The sequence below is a fragment of the Tistlia consotensis USBA 355 genome (assembly GCF_900177295.1).
GTDB classification, from domain to species: Bacteria; Pseudomonadota; Alphaproteobacteria; order Kiloniellales; family DSM-21159; genus Tistlia; species Tistlia consotensis.
In genome coordinates this window covers 171,059-184,926 of record NZ_FWZX01000003.1, presented here as the reverse complement: position 1 = coordinate 184,926, position 13,868 = coordinate 171,059, and the positions used below count along the sequence as shown (strand labels likewise).

The following is a 13,868-nucleotide window of genomic DNA, read 5'->3' as shown; positions in this document are numbered from 1 at the left end:
AGCCGGCCTTGCGGCCCAGGCCCAGGGACAGGCCGTCGCCGGACGGGGAGCGGCCCATCCGCGTCTCGGCAGGGCGCTCGGGGCCGGGCAGCCGAGGGGATCGAAGCAGGGGGAGGAGGATGGAGGCTCGGGCCGGAATCGAACCGACGTACGGGGATTTGCAGTCCCCTGCATGACCACTCTGCCACCGAGCCATCGCATTGAAATCATGCGATTATCTAGGGTCGTTCCGAGAGGTTTTCCAAACTGGCGGCGCGATTTTCCGCGCCGTGCTCCCGGAACGCCCGGCTTGTAGACGACGGGTGCGGGCCTTGTCCAGCGCCGATGTCGCCGGGACGGTGCCCGTCTGGCGCGCCCTCGGCGAGCGCCGTACGGGGACGTCCGTGGCCGTCAGCGACGGCGCCGTCTCGGTCTGTCAGGCGCCTTGCCTCGTCGGCGGGCAACGCCGATGCTCGTCCAAGCGATTCGTTTGCTGCCGGCGCCGGGCTGGCAAGTCGATGGTGGGCATGTCGGGAGCTGAGGTGCAGACGACGCTAGAAGAGCCGGTCGATCGGCTGTTCCTGCCCTCGAGCTCGCCGGTCGACCGCGGCCAGCGGCGCCGGGCCTTCGCCCTCCTGCTCCTGCTCGTCGGCGCGCTCGCCGCGACGGCCCCCTACGCCACGATCGCGCTGACCGGCACCGGGATCCTGCTGCCGGCCTACGCGACCGCGGTGCTGGTCACCGACCTGATGACGGCGATCCTGCTGGTCGGGGTCTTCACGGTCGAGCGCTCGCCGGCCGTGCTGCTGCTGGCCAGCGGCTATCTCTTCGCCGGCCTCACGGTCGTGCCCTGGGCCCTGACCTTCCCCGGCGCCTTCGCGCCCGACGGCCTGCTCGGCGGCGGCCTGCAGAGCACCGCGGCCATCGCAGCCGTCCGCCGCCTCGGCTTTCCCCTCTGCATTCTGGGCTATGCCCTGATGGCCCGACCGGGCTCGGCTCGCGGAACCTGGCGCGGTCCGGTGCCGTCCGCGGTGGCGGCCAGCATCGCGGCCGTGTTCCTTCTCGCCGTCGCGGTGAGCTGGCTGGCGCTGGCCGAGCAGGGCCTGCTGCCCGCGCTGATGACCAGTCGGTCGCAGGCGTCGGCGCTCTGGGACCTGGTGCCGGGCGCCGCCGTGCTGCTCTGCCTGGCCGGCCTGATCCTGCTCTGGCGGCGGGGGCGCTGCGTGCTCGACCTCTGGCTGATGGTCGTGCTCTGCAGCCTGCTGATCGAGATCCTCCTGCTCGCGGGGCTGAGCGGCGGTCGCTTCAGCCTGGGCTGGTGGGCCGGTCGCCTCTATGGCCTGATCGCAGCCAGCGTCGTGCTGCTGGTCCTGCTGTCGGAGACGACCATCCTGCAGGGGCGTCTTGCGCGGTCGATCGCGGCCGAGAGACGCGGGCGCGAGGCCCGACTCTCGACCCTGGAGGCGCTGTCCGCCTCGATCGCCCACGAGGTCAACCAGCCGCTCTCCAGCATGGTGACCAACGCCGATGCCGCGGTGCGCTGGCTCGACCGCTCGCCGCCGGATCTGGCGGAGGTGCGTGCCGCCCTCAGCCGCATCGCCGAAGACGGCCACCGCGCCGGCCGCATCGTCGAGAGCACGCGCGCCACGCTGCGCAGGGGCCGGCGCGAAAGGCAGCCGCTCGAGGTCAATGCGCTGCTCGGGCACGTCGCCGCCCGCTGGCGCGACGACCTGGAGCTGGATCGGGTCTCCCTGCGCCTCCGTCTCGCCGAGACGCTGCCGCCGGTCGCCGGCGACCCGGTCCAGCTGGAGCAGGTCCTGTGCAACCTGGTCGGCAACGCGCTGGAGGCCCTGCGCGGCGTGGACGACCGGGTCCGGAGCGTCGAGATCGCCTCGGCGCCGGAGGGCGAGCGGGCCGTGCTGATCAGCGTCTCGGACAATGGCCCGGGCTTCGGGCCGGCGGACGGCGAGCGGATCTTCGAACCATTCTTCACGACCAAGCCCGACGGGCTCGGCATGGGCCTCATGTTCTGCCGCTCGGTGATCGAGGCGCACGGCGGCCGTCTCTGGGCGGAGCCGGGCGCGCCCGGTGCACGCTTCCGTTTCACCTTGCCGGCCGAGAGTGGCCCTGTGGCGGAGGCCGGGCGATGAACAGCGATTCGACCGCGGTCTTCGTCGTCGACGACGACGCCTCCGTGCGCCACTCCCTGGAAAGCCTGCTGCGCTCGGTCGGGCACCTGGTGCAGTCCTTCGAGTCCACCGAGGCCCTGCTCGCCGCAGAGCGGCCGGACCTGCCGGCCTGCCTCGTGCTCGACGTCAGGCTGCGCGGTCGCAGCGGGCTCGAGTTCGTCTCGGACCCGTCCTTCGCGGCGCTGGCGCTGCCCGTCGTCTTCGTCACCGCGCACGGCGACATCCCGATGTCGGTCACGGCGATGAAGGCGGGGGCGATCGAGTTCCTGACCAAGCCGTTTCGCGACCAGGACCTGCTCGATGCGGTCCATCGCGGGCTCGCGCTCGATCGGCACCGGCGCGCCGAGGCGTCGGCCCTGGCCGAGATCGCCGCGCGCGAGGCGACCCTGACGGCGCGCGAGCGCGAGGTCATGGCGCTGGTCGCGGAGGGACGGCTGAACAAGCAGATCGCCGCCGAGCTCGGTCTCAGCGAGATGACCGTCAAGGTCCACCGCGCCCAGGTCATGCGCAAGATGCAGGCCGGCTCGCTGCCGGAACTGGTTCGCCTCGCCGATCGTCTTGAGGCGGAGAGCCGAAAGGCTTAGGCGCCTCCCACCATAGGTCAATTGTTCCGTACCGACCGCCTCGCCGACCCTGACGTCGACGCAGGCGCCGCCTGCACCGGGGCCCGCCGCCGGCCTCCGCCGCGGGATCGAGTTCAGTGCAACGGAATGACCGCCCACCCCCTGGTTGCGATAGTCGACGACGACGAGTCGGCGCGCGCCGCCTTGCTCGGCCTGGTCCGGGCGCTCGGTTTCGAGGCCTGCGCCTTTCCGAGCGCCTCGACCTTCCTGGCTTCGGAAGAGGGGCGTCGGACGGCCTGTCTGCTGGCCGACCTGCGCATGCCCGGGATGGGCGGGGTCGAGCTGCTGCACGCGCTGGCCGCGTCGGGCCGGCCGACACCGGCCATCGTCGTCACCGCCTTTCCCGACGAGACGACGCGGCGCCACGCGCTGGCCGCCGGCGCCGTCGCCTACCTGGTCAAGCCGCTGGCTCCGGATGCCCTGCTCGACGGCATCCGCTCGGCTCTCGCCGGCCGCGGCCTCGCGCCGTGACGCCGCGTCTTTCCGCCCTCCTGCAGCCCAGCACTCGAGGACTCTGTCGATGACCATCTTCACCACCAGGGACGGGACCAGCCTCTACTACAAGGACTGGGGAGAGGGTCAGCCCTTCGTCTTCAGCCATGGCTGGCCGCTCAGCAGCGACGCCTGGGAAGCGCAGATGCTTCACGTCGCCTCGAACGGCTTTCGCGCGATCGGCCACGACCGTCGCGGCCACGGCCGTTCCAGCCAGCCCTGGCGCGGCAACGAGATGGACACCTATGCCGACGATCTGGCCGAGCTGATCGAGGCGCTCGATCTGCGGGACATCGTCCTGGTCGGCCATTCGACCGGCGGCGGCGAGATCGTCCGCTATCTCGGTCGCCACGGCACCTCGCGCGTTGCCAAGGCCGTGCTGGTCGGTGCCGTGCCGCCGCTGATGCTGAAGACCCCGGCCAACCCGGGCGGCCTGCCGATGGCGGTGTTCGACGGCCTGCGCACCGCCAGCCTCGCCGACCGCTCGCAGCTCTACAAAGACCTCGCCGCGGGTCCCTTCTTCGGCTTCAACCGACCGGGCGCCAAGGCCTCCCAGGGCATGATCGAGGCCTTCTGGATGCAGGGCATGATGGCCGGCCACAAGGCGACCTACGACTGCATCAAGGCCTTCTCGGAGACCGACTTCACCGAGGACCTGAAGAAGGTCGACGTGCCGACCCTGATCATCCACGGCGACGACGACCAGGTGGTGCCGATCGACGCGGCCGGCCGGGCCGCCGCGAAGCTGGTGCCGAACGCGACCCTCGAGGTCTACCCCGGCGGCGCCCACGGCCTGGCCGACACGGCGCGCGATCAGCTCAACGCCGACCTCCTCGCCTTCGCCCGCACGTGACCCGGCCCCGCCAGGCCCAGCCCCGCCAGACAAGGAGCGATCCGATGACCGCCGCCAAGCTCGAGATCCTGACCCCCGACAACTCCCAGCTCATCTTCATCGACCACCAGCCGCAGATGGCCTTCGGCGTGCAGTCGATGGACCGCCAGATGCTGAAGAACAACACCGTGGCGCTGGCCAAGGCCGCCAAGGTGTTCGGCGTGCCGACGACGATCACCACGGTCGAGACCGAGAGCTTCTCGGGCCACAGCTACCCCGAGCTGCTGGCCGTCTTCCCCGAAGCGCCGATCCTCGAGCGGACCTCGATGAACTCCTGGGACGACCAGAAGGTGCGCGACGCCCTGGCCGCCAACGGCCGCCGCAAGGTCGTGGTCTCCGGCCTCTGGACCGAGGTCTGCAACACGACCTTCGCGCTCTCGGCCATGCACGATGCCGGCTATGAGATCTACATGGTCGCCGACGCCTCCGGCGGCACCTCCAGGGAAGCCCATGACTACGCCATGCAGCGCATGGTCCAGGCCGGCGTGGTGCCGATGACCTGGCAGCAGGTGCTGCTGGAGTGGCAGCGCGACTGGGCACGGCGCGGCACCTACGACGCGGTCATCGGGATCGTGAAGGAGCACTCGGGCGCCTACGGCATGGGTGCCGACTACGCCTACACCATGGTCCACAAGGCCCCCGAGCGCGTCGAGCACGGCCCGACCCTCGCCCCCGTGCCGGCCACGCGGCAGGCCGCCGCCGAGTAGCGGCCGGGAAGGGAGGCGAGCGCGATGACCGACCTGATCCTGCGCAACGGCAAGATCACGACCCTGGACCGGCAGCGGCCCGAGGCCGAGGCGCTGGCGATCGCCGACGGCCTGGTCCAGGCCGTCGGTCCCGAGGCGGAGGTCATGGCGCTCGCCGGACCCGGGACCGAGGTGCTCGACCTCGGCGGGCGGCGGGTCATCCCGGGCCTCAACGACAGCCACCTGCACCTGATCCGCGGCGGGCTCTCCTACAACATGGAGCTGCGCTGGGAGAACCTGCCGTCGCTGGCCGACGCCCTGCGTCTTCTGAAGCAGCAGGCGGAACGGACGCCGGCGCCGCAGTGGGTCCGGGTGGTCGGCGGCTGGTCGGAGTTCCAGTTCGCCGAGCGGCGCATGCCGAGCCTGGCGGAGATCAACGCCGCCGCGCCCGACACGCCGGTCTTCATCCTGCACCTCTACGGCCGGGCGCTGCTGAACCGCGCGGCGTTGCGCGTGCTCGGATTCGGCAAGGAGACCCCGAACCCGCCGGGCGGCGAGATCGAGCGCGATGCGGCGGGCGAGCCGACCGGATTGCTGATCGCCCGGCCCTCGGCCCTGATCCTCTACGCGACCCTGGCGCAGGGCCCGAAGCTCGGCTTCGAGGAGCAGCTGAACTCTTCGCGCCAGTTCATGCGCGAACTGAACCGCCTCGGCGTCACCTCGGTGATCGACGCCGGCGGCGGCGGCCAGAGCTATCCCGAGGACTACGCCGTCGTCGAACGGCTGCACCGCGACGGCCAGCTCACGGTGCGCATCGCCTACAACCTCTTCGCCCAGAAGGCCGGCAGCGAGCTGTCGGACTACGAGCGCTGGGTCGCGATGACCGAGCCGGGCGCCGGCGACGGACTGCTGCGCGTCAACGGCGCCGGCGAGAACCTGACCTGGGCGGCCGCCGACTTCGAGAACTTCCTGGAGCCGCGCCCCGAGCTCGCGCCGACCATGGAGAGCGAGCTCGAGCCGATCGTCGAGCTGCTCGCGGCCAACCGCTGGCCGTTCCGCATCCACGCCACCTACGACGAGACCATCGATCGCTTCCTGACGGTCTTCGAGCGGGTCAACGGCCGGCGGCCGCTGGCGGCGCGCTTCACCATCGACCATGCCGAGACGGTCAGCGACCGCAACATCGAGCGCATCGCCGCGCTCGGCGGCGGCATCGCGACCCAGCACCGCATGGCCTTCCAGGGCGAGTACTTCGTCGCCCGCTATGGCGCCCGCGCCGCCGAGGCGACGCCGCCGATCGCGCGCATGCTGGAGCTCGGCGTGCCGGTCGGCGCCGGCACCGACGCGACCCGCGTCGCCTCCTACGACCCCTGGGTCGCGCTCTGGTGGCTGACCACCGGCAAGACCCTGGGCGGCCTGCGCCTGCAGCCGGCGGCCAGGACCCTCGATCGCCGGACCGCGCTCGAGCTCTGGACCCGCGGCTCGGCCTGGTTCTCCGGCGAGGAGGCGGTGAAGGGGAGCCTCGGCGCGGGCCGGTACGCCGACCTCGCCGTGCTCTCTGCCGACTACTTCGCCGTGCCGGCCGAGGAGATCCGTTCGATCACCTCGGAGCTGACGCTGCTCGGCGGGCGCGTCGTGCACGGCGCCGGCGACTTCGCCGACCTGGCGCCGCCGCTGCCGCCGGCCAGCCCGTCCTGGTCGCCGGTCGCCAGCGTGCCGTCGCCGGGCCAGCGCACGGCGCCGCTGGCGCCGGTCCACGCCCGGGCGTGCGCCGACGGCTGCGCCTCGGCCTGCAGCCTGCACGGCCATGGCCACCAGATCGCCTGGACGTCGCCGCTTCCGGTCTCCGACCGGAAGGCCTTCTGGGGCGCGCTCGGCTGCAGCTGCTTCGCGCTGTGAGGCGGTGATGACCGACGCTTCCCCCAAGGCTCCCGCGCCGACGCCGGCGCCCGCCGCATCGCCCGCCGTCTCGCCCTGGGCGCCGCTGCGCCACGGCGCCTACGCCGCGCTCTGGGGCGCGACGATCCTGTCCAACGTCGGCACCTGGATGAACGACGTCGGCTCCGGCTGGCTGATGACGACCCTGGCGCCGACGCCGGCCATGGTCTCGCTGGTCCAGGCCTCGACGACCCTGCCGGTCTTCCTCTTCGCCCTGCTCGCGGGCGCGCTGGCCGACCGCGTCGACCGGCGCCGCCTGCTGCTGGTCGTGACCCTGTTCATGTCGACGGTCGCCGGCCTGCTGTCGCTGACCGTCGCGACCGGCACGATCACGCCGCCGCTGCTGCTCGCCTTCACCTTCCTGCTCGGCTGCGGCGCCGCCTTCTCGGCGCCGAGCTGGCAGGCGATCGTGCCGGGCCTGGTGCCGAAGCCGGAGCTGCCGGCGGCGATCGCGCTCAACTCGATGGGCATCAACGTCAGCCGGGCGATCGGCCCGGCGCTGGCCGGCCTGCTGATCGTCGCGGTCGGCCTCTGGAGCCCCTTCGCGCTCAATGCCGCGAGCTTCGTCGGCATCATCCTGGCGCTGCTGTTCTGGAAGCCGCCGAGGCCCAGGTCGAGTGTCCTGCCGCCTGAGCCGCTCGGCCGGGCGATTCCGACGGGCCTGCGCTACGTGCTGCGCAGCGCCCCCCTGCGTGCGACGCTGCTGCGCGCCGGCGGCTTCTTCCTCTTCGCCAGCGCCTACTGGGCGATGCTGCCGCTGATCGCCCGCCAGGTGCTGGCCGGCGGCCCCGGCCTCTACGGCATCCTGCTCGGCAGCGTCGGCGTCGGCGCGGTCGGTGGCGCGCTGCTGCTGCCGCCGGTCCGGCGCCGGCTCGGCCCCGACCGGACCGTGGCGCTCGGCACCGCCGGCACGGCCGCGACGCTGATCCTCTTCGCGCTGCTGCCGCTGCCGGCGGTCGCCGCCGGCGCCTCGCTGCTGGCCGGCGCCTCCTGGATCGCGGTGCTGTCGAGCCTCAACCTCTCGGCCCAGACGGCGCTGCCCGACTGGGTGCGGGCCCGCGGCCTCTCGGTCTTCCTGACGGTCTTCTTCGGCACCATGGCGGCCGGCAGCCTGGCCTGGGGGCAGGTCGCCAGCAATCTCGGCATCCCCTACGCCCTGCTGATCGCGGCGGCCGGCGCGCTCCTCGCCGTGCCGCTGACCTGGCGCTGGAAGCTCGGCCAGGGGGAAGGCCTCGACCTCGCGCCTTCGCTGCACTGGCCGGCGCCGCTGGTCTCGGCGGAGCCGTCCCACGACCGCGGCCCGGTGCTGGTCACCGTCGAGTACCAGGTCGAGCCGGCCGACGCCGCCGGCTTCCTGAAGGCCCTGCATCGCCTTGCCCAGCAACGCTACCGGGAAGGCGCCGTCGACTGGGACGTCTTCGAGGACGCCGGGGCGCCGGGCCGCTGGCTGGAGACCTTCCGCCTGCCGAGCTGGCTCGACCACCTGCACCAGCACGAGCGGGTGACCCGTGCCGACCAGCAGCTGCAGCAGGCGGTCGCCGCCTTCCATCGCGGCGCGGCGCCGCCGCGCGTGCGCCACCTGCTGGCGCCCGCCCGGGATTCCTGAGGAGACAGTTCCATGAAGATCGCACTCGGCTTCCTGCTCGCCTTCCTGATCGGCGTCGGCTGCCGGCTCGCCGCACTGCCGCTGCCGGCGCCGCCGGTGCTGATCGGCGCGGCCCTGGTCGTCGCCATGACCCTCGGCTACATCGCGGTCGACCGGCTGATGACGCGGGAATCGCGCAACCGCGCGCTCTGCGGCGGGCCGACGGGCGCCGCCGTCGGCCGGAGCGCGCGGCCATGACCCAGGCGCTGCTCGGCCTGCTGCTCGGCCTCGCGATCGGCGCCGCCTGCCGCTGGCTCGACCTGCCGCTGCCGGCGCCGCCGCGCCTGGTCGGGGCGCTGCTGGTCGTCACCATGACACTGGGGTTCATGGCCGCGGACCTCGCGCTGGGACCGCCGGCGCCGGCCGCGGCGGTCGAGGTGCCGCCACGATGAGCGCCGCGACGCCCGCATGGCTGCAGTTGGCCGCGCGCGCCTGCCTCGCCACCGTCTTCCTGGTCAGCGGCGTGACCAAGGCGCTCGACTGGCCCGGAGGGCTCGCCGAGGTCGCCGGCCTCGGCCTGCCGCTGCCGGGCCTGGCGCTGGCCGCGACCGTCGCGGTCCAGCTGCTCGGCGGGCTGGCCGTGCTGACCGGCCTGGCGGCCCGGTGGGGCGCGCTCGCGCTCGCGCTCTTCACTCTGCTGGCAACACTGGCGGCGCACGCCTTCTGGGCGGCGCCCGCAGCGGCGCGCGGTCACGAGCTGACCACCTTCCTGGAGCACCTCGGCCTGATCGGCGGTTTCCTGCTGCTCGCCGCCGTCGGCCCGGGGCCCCTGAGCCTGGCGGTGCCGGGGCGGCGGCGGGCCGCCGCATGAGGCGCACGCTCGTCCTGCTCGCCGCGGGGGCGCTGCTGGCGGCAGCGTCGCCCGCGCTCGCCGGCGGCCGCCCGGGCTTCGCCAAGGTGCGTTTCGACGAGGACTGGAGCGGCTTCGACGCCGCGGCCGGCGCCGCCCGGCCGCTCGACGCCCTCAAGCGCATGGCGCTCGGCCCCGACGCCAGTGCCTGGCTCGGCCTGGGCGGCGAGCTGCGCGAGCGCTACGAGTTCACCGGCAACCCGACCTTCGGCGAGGACCCGCAGGATCCGCACGGCGTCTGGCTGCAGCGCGCTGTGCTGCAGGGCGACCTGCACCTCGGCCCGCAGGTCCGCGTCTTCGGGCAGCTGTCCAGTGCCCTCGAGGCGGGCAGGGCGGGCGGCGCCGCGCCGCCCGACGAGGACCGCCTGCAGCTGCAGAACGCCTTCCTGGAGCTCGGCCAGCCGCTCGGGCAGGGCGGTCGCATCGGCCTGCGCGCCGGGCGCCAGGAGCTGGAGCTCGGTTCCGGCCGCCTGGTCGACGTGCGCGAAGGCACCGGCGTGCGACGCAGCTTCGATGCCGGCCGGCTGATCTTCGCGACGCCAGACTGGCGCGTCGACGGCCTGTTCGGCCGGCCGCGGCGCAACGAGGTCGGCGTCTTCGACGACCAGGCCGACGACGACAAGGCGCTCTGGGGCCTCTACGGCGTCGGCCGGCCCGGCTTTCTGCCGTTTGGAAAGCTGGACCTTTATTATCTCGGCTTTCACGACGCCGCCGGCCGCTACCAGCAGGGCACGGCCGACGAGCTGCGCCATTCGCTCGGGTTGCGCTGGTCGGGCCGGGCGGGGCCGTGGGACGTCAACTGGGAAGGGCTCTATCAGTTCGGTCGCTTCGGCGGCGACTCCATCCGCGCCTGGACCTTGGCTTCCGAGACCGGCTACCGCTGGCCGGAGGCGCCGCTGGCGCCGCGCGCCTTCCTCAGCGCCAACGTCGCAAGCGGCGACGAGGACCCGAACGACGGCACGCTCGGCACCTTCAATCCGCTGTTCCCGCGCGGCAACTACTTCTCGGAAGCGGCGGTGCTGGGGCCGCGCAACTTCTTCAATCTCCATCCCGGCGTCGAGCTCTCGCCGAGCGACGACTGGACGGTCACGGCCGACGTCAACTTCTTCTTCCGCTACAGCACCGCCGACGGCGTCTACGCTCCCTCCGGCCGGCTGTTGCGGGCTTCCAACGGCAGCGGCGAGCGCTTCGTCGCCAGTGCCGTCTCGCTGAACAGCGAGTACGCCCTGACCCCGAACCTCGCCTTCACGGCGATCTACACCCATGTCGAGCCGGGCGCGTTCCTGCGCGATACCGGCGAGCACGAGCCCGTCGACTACCTCGAACTGACCCTGACGGCGAAGTTCTAGCGGCGCCCGGACATCCCTTCGGGCGCCGCGAGGCATGGGGATCGAGAAGCCTTGCGGATGGCGAGCGCTCCGTCGAACCTGCTGATGACGGACTCTCATACCAACCGGGGGAGCCTCAGGGAAGCAGGCCGGCCGAGCGGCTGAAGCGACTCGGCGCCAAGGCCGGCAAGGCGCTCCCGGCAGCGCTTAAGGAGAAGGCTAGAGCCATTATTCCCTGCCGATTCACACTTAGGTATCGGCGATACCTTCGTTCAATCGATCCGCAGACGGATGTCTCCCATCCTTAGGAATACGGCGTAGCGGCGCCTGGCCCCGGCTGGCGCCCGCCGTCGCTGGATGCGCAGGTGGACATTATGCCGAAGGACAACGCGTCTCCCACGCCGCCGGACCGAGCGAAACGGCCGCTGCGCCACAGGATCAGCCTGAAACGGATCGGGCTCGGCGTGGTGCTCGCGGGCGGAGTCGCGGCCAGCGCTCATTACGGCTACCGCTACTGGACCGTGGGCCGCTTCCTGGAGTCGACCGACGACGCCTACCTGCAGGCCGACTACACCACCGTCGCGCCCAAGGTCTCCGGCTACATCGCCGAGGTGCTGGTCCAGGACAACGAGCGCGTGCGGGCCGGCGAGGTGCTGGCGCGCATCGATGCCCGCGACTTCCAGGCCTCGCTCGACCAGGCGCGCGCCGACGTCGAGGCCGCCCGGGCCGCCATCGACAACATCGACGCCCAGACCGGCTTGCAGCACTCGCTGGTCGACCAGCAGACGGCGGCGATCGCCGCGGCGGCCGCCGCGCTGACCTTCGCCGACCAGGACCGCGTCCGCTACCGCAACCTGATGAAGACCGGCTTCGGCACGGTGCAGCGCGCGCAGCAGACCGAAGCGGCCTCCCGGGAGCGGGCCGCGGAGCTGCGGCGGGAGCGCGCCGGGCTGGTCGCCGCCGAGAAGCGGCTGGTCGTCCTGGCGACCGAGCGCGACAAGGCCCAGGCCCAGCTCGATCGCAGCCGCGCGATCGCGCACCAGGCGGAGCTGAACCTCTCCTATACCGTGATCACCGCGCCGGTGGACGGCACGGTCGGCGCGCGGTCGCTTCGGGTCGGGCAGTTCGTGCAGGCCGGGACCCAGCTGATGGCGGTGGTGCCGCTCCACGCTGTCTACGTCATCGCGAACTTCAAGGAGACGCAGCTCACCGACGTGCGCGCCGGCCAGCCGGTCCGGATCGCCGTGGACGGCTTCCCCGGCACAGAGCTGCGCGGCCATGTCGACAGCCTGTCGCCGGGCAGCGGCCTGGAATTCGCGCTGCTGCCGCCCGACAACGCGACCGGCAACTTCACCAAGATCGTCCAGCGCATCCCGGTGAAGATCCGGCTCGACGACGATGCGCTCGCCGGCAGGCTGCGGCCCGGCATGTCGGTCGAGCCGACGGTCGACACGAGGCCGACCGCGATGGCGGAGCGGGTGCAGGCCGATCGGCTCGCGACCGGTCGCGGCGGCGCCGCGACGGTGCCCGGCGGCGACGGATGATGCGGCCAGCTCCCGGCACGGCCTGGGCCTGAGACGAGGACGATGACCATGGCGGACCTCGCCGTCACCGACCGCCCCGCCTTGCCGCGGCCGGCTGCCGCCGCCGCGGTGCCGGGAGCAGCGGGCGGCGCAGAGACCGTCCCGGTGCGGACCTGGATCGCCGTCATCGCGGCGACGCTCGGCGCCTTCATGGCGGTCCTCAACATCCAGATCGTCAACTCGTCGCTGGCGGACATCCAGGGCGCGATCGGCGCCGGCATCGACGACGGCGGATGGATCTCGACCTCGTACCTGATCACCGAGATCATCGTGATCCCGCTGACCGCCTGGCTGGCGCGGGTGTTCTCGGTCCGCCTCTACCTCCTCGCCAACTCCGTGCTGTTCCTGGTCTTCTCGGCGGCCTGCGCGCAGACCCACAGCCTCGGCGAGATGATCGTGGTCCGCGCGTTCCAGGGCTTCACCGGTGGGGTGCTGATCCCGATGGCCTTCACCCTGATCATCACCCTGCTGCCCAAGTCCAGGCAGGCGATCGGCATGGCGCTGTTCGCGGTCTCGGCGACGTTCGCGCCGGCGATCGGCCCGACGATCGGCGGCTATCTGAACGACACCTACGGCTGGCAGTACATCTTCTACGTCAATCTGGTGCCGGGCGGGATCATGGTGGTCATGCTGTGGGCCTCGCTCGAGCGCGCCCCGATGCAGCTCGGCCTGATCAGGCAGGGCGACTGGGCCGGCGTGATCACCATGGCGATCGGCCTGGGCGCCCTGCAGACGGTTCTCGAGGAAGGCAACAAGGACGACTGGTTCGGCTCGCCGTTCATCGTTCGCCTGTCGATCGTCGCCGCGGCGGCGCTCGCCCTGTTCCTGTGGGTCGAGCTGACCGCGAGCAAGCCCCTGCTGAATCTTCGGCTGCTGATCCGGCGCAATTTCGGCTTCGGCAGCTTCGCGAACTTCCTGCTCGGCTCCGCCCTCTACGGCTCGGTCTTCGTCCTGCCGCTCTACCTGTCGCAGGTCCAGGGCTACAATGCCGAGCAGATCGGCGAGGTCCTGGCCTGGGTCGGCCTGCCGCAACTGGCGCTGATCCCGCTCGTGCCCTGGCTGATGAAGAAGGGCGACGTGCGCCTCCTGGTCGGCGTCGGCTTCGCGCTCTTTGCGGCCAGCAACTTCCTGTCGACTCATCTCTCCAACGACTTCTCCGGCGACCAGTTCTTCGTGCCCAACCTGGTGCGCGCGTTCGGCCAGGCGGTCATCCTGGCGCCGCTGTCGGCGATCGCCACGGCGGGCATCGAGGCGGAGAACGCCGGCTCGGCCTCGGCGCTGTTCAACATGATGCGCAATCTCGGCGGCGCGATCGGCATCGCCGCGCTGCAGACCTTCCTGACCAAGCGCGAGCAGTTCCACTCGAACGTCCTGACCGGCGCGGTCTCGCCGTTCGAGCCGGCGACGCACCAGCGCATCGACTCGCTCGCCGCCCGGTTCATGGCCCACGGCGTCAGCGACATCGCGGTCGCCCGGCACGAGGCGGTGGTGGCGATCGGCCGGCTGGTCCGCCGCCAGGCGACGATCATGGCCTATGGCGATGCCTTCTACCTGATCGGTGCCGTCATGGTCCTCGCTCTCGTCGCCATCGCCCTGCTGCGCAAGGCCGATCATCTCGGCGGCGGCGGCGCGCATTGAGCCCTCACCGAAATGCCGGGTCGGA

The 13,868-nt window shown here is 72.1% G+C and carries 13 protein-coding genes and 1 tRNA gene; 13 read left to right on the top strand and 1 reads right to left on the bottom strand.

Going from position 1 to position 13,868, the window contains the following annotated elements; genetic code table 11:
* Positions 1-120 precede the first annotated feature (120 nt).
* Positions 121-194 (bottom strand) — tRNA-Cys (locus B9O00_RS06270).
* 327 nt (positions 195-521) lie between these two features.
* On the opposite strand from B9O00_RS06270, the gene B9O00_RS06265 reads away from it, so the two are divergent.
* The 13 genes from B9O00_RS06265 to B9O00_RS06205 all read left to right on the top strand — a co-directional run bounded on the left by B9O00_RS06265 (position 522) and on the right by B9O00_RS06205 (position 13,843).
* Entirely contained in the window at positions 522-2,129 is a 1,608-nt protein-coding gene (locus tag B9O00_RS06265) for a sensor histidine kinase (RefSeq protein WP_235017048.1), read from the top strand.
* Positions 2,126-2,752 (top strand): response regulator transcription factor, encoded by a 627-nt coding sequence (locus tag B9O00_RS06260; RefSeq protein WP_085121604.1) that lies wholly within the window; start codon positions 2,126-2,128, stop codon positions 2,750-2,752. Before B9O00_RS06265 ends, B9O00_RS06260 begins: the two co-directional genes overlap by 4 nt.
* Before the next feature lie 126 nt (positions 2,753-2,878).
* Positions 2,879-3,262, top strand: a complete 384-nt coding sequence (locus B9O00_RS06255; RefSeq protein ID WP_085121603.1) for a response regulator transcription factor — start codon at positions 2,879-2,881, stop codon at positions 3,260-3,262.
* 49 nt (positions 3,263-3,311) lie between these two features.
* Positions 3,312-4,136: an alpha/beta fold hydrolase gene (locus B9O00_RS06250; RefSeq protein ID WP_085121602.1), complete on the top strand. Its 825-nt coding sequence runs from the start codon at positions 3,312-3,314 to the stop codon at positions 4,134-4,136.
* A gap of 44 nt (positions 4,137-4,180) precedes the next feature.
* On the top strand, positions 4,181-4,882 hold the full coding sequence (locus B9O00_RS06245) for a hydrolase (RefSeq protein ID WP_085121601.1): 702 nt from the start codon (positions 4,181-4,183) through the stop codon (positions 4,880-4,882).
* Between the two features lie 24 nt (positions 4,883-4,906).
* Positions 4,907-6,760, top strand: coding sequence for an amidohydrolase (locus B9O00_RS06240; RefSeq protein WP_085121600.1), 1,854 nt, complete (start codon positions 4,907-4,909; stop codon positions 6,758-6,760).
* A 7-nt stretch (positions 6,761-6,767) separates the two neighbouring features.
* Entirely contained in the window at positions 6,768-8,405 is a 1,638-nt protein-coding gene (locus tag B9O00_RS06235) for an MFS transporter (RefSeq protein ID WP_085121599.1), read from the top strand.
* Between the two features lie 12 nt (positions 8,406-8,417).
* On the top strand, positions 8,418-8,642 hold the full coding sequence (locus tag B9O00_RS06230; protein ID WP_085121598.1) for a XapX domain-containing protein: 225 nt from the start codon (positions 8,418-8,420) through the stop codon (positions 8,640-8,642).
* Positions 8,639-8,836: a DUF1427 family protein gene (locus B9O00_RS06225; RefSeq protein WP_085121597.1), complete on the top strand. Its 198-nt coding sequence runs from the start codon at positions 8,639-8,641 to the stop codon at positions 8,834-8,836. Before B9O00_RS06230 ends, B9O00_RS06225 begins: the two co-directional genes overlap by 4 nt.
* Positions 8,833-9,255, top strand: a complete 423-nt coding sequence (locus B9O00_RS06220) for a DoxX family membrane protein (protein ID WP_085121596.1) — start codon at positions 8,833-8,835, stop codon at positions 9,253-9,255. Before B9O00_RS06225 ends, B9O00_RS06220 begins: the two co-directional genes overlap by 4 nt.
* Positions 9,252-10,643 carry an alginate export family protein gene (locus B9O00_RS06215; protein ID WP_085121595.1) on the top strand — a complete coding sequence of 464 codons (1,392 nt, stop codon included), beginning with the start codon at positions 9,252-9,254 and terminating at the stop codon, positions 10,641-10,643. The genes B9O00_RS06220 and B9O00_RS06215 overlap by 4 nt, the downstream gene beginning before the upstream one ends.
* A 443-nt stretch (positions 10,644-11,086) precedes the next feature.
* The gene (locus tag B9O00_RS06210) at positions 11,087-12,166 is read left to right on the top strand and encodes an HlyD family secretion protein (protein ID WP_322111186.1); all 1,080 of its coding nucleotides are present in this window, start codon (positions 11,087-11,089) and stop codon (positions 12,164-12,166) included.
* Positions 12,167-12,214: 48 nt separating this feature from the next.
* Positions 12,215-13,843, top strand: a complete 1,629-nt coding sequence (locus B9O00_RS06205; protein WP_085121710.1) for an MDR family MFS transporter — start codon at positions 12,215-12,217, stop codon at positions 13,841-13,843.
* The last annotated feature ends 25 nt before the right edge of the window (positions 13,844-13,868 follow it).

Coding starts and splice junctions, on each gene's coding strand:
- B9O00_RS06245 (WP_085121601.1), top strand. CDS start 4,181: ATGACCGCCGCCAAGCTCGAGATCCTGACCCCCGACAACTCCCAGCTC.
- B9O00_RS06260 (WP_085121604.1), top strand. CDS start 2,126: ATGAACAGCGATTCGACCGCGGTCTTCGTCGTCGACGACGACGCCTCC.
- B9O00_RS06220 (WP_085121596.1), top strand. CDS start 8,833: ATGAGCGCCGCGACGCCCGCATGGCTGCAGTTGGCCGCGCGCGCCTGC.
- B9O00_RS06235 (WP_085121599.1), top strand. CDS start 6,768: ATGACCGACGCTTCCCCCAAGGCTCCCGCGCCGACGCCGGCGCCCGCC.
- B9O00_RS06250 (WP_085121602.1), top strand. CDS start 3,312: ATGACCATCTTCACCACCAGGGACGGGACCAGCCTCTACTACAAGGAC.
- B9O00_RS06230 (WP_085121598.1), top strand. CDS start 8,418: ATGAAGATCGCACTCGGCTTCCTGCTCGCCTTCCTGATCGGCGTCGGC.
- B9O00_RS06240 (WP_085121600.1), top strand. CDS start 4,907: ATGACCGACCTGATCCTGCGCAACGGCAAGATCACGACCCTGGACCGG.
- B9O00_RS06205 (WP_085121710.1), top strand. CDS start 12,215: ATGGCGGACCTCGCCGTCACCGACCGCCCCGCCTTGCCGCGGCCGGCT.
- B9O00_RS06255 (WP_085121603.1), top strand. CDS start 2,879: ATGACCGCCCACCCCCTGGTTGCGATAGTCGACGACGACGAGTCGGCG.
- B9O00_RS06225 (WP_085121597.1), top strand. CDS start 8,639: ATGACCCAGGCGCTGCTCGGCCTGCTGCTCGGCCTCGCGATCGGCGCC.
- B9O00_RS06215 (WP_085121595.1), top strand. CDS start 9,252: ATGAGGCGCACGCTCGTCCTGCTCGCCGCGGGGGCGCTGCTGGCGGCA.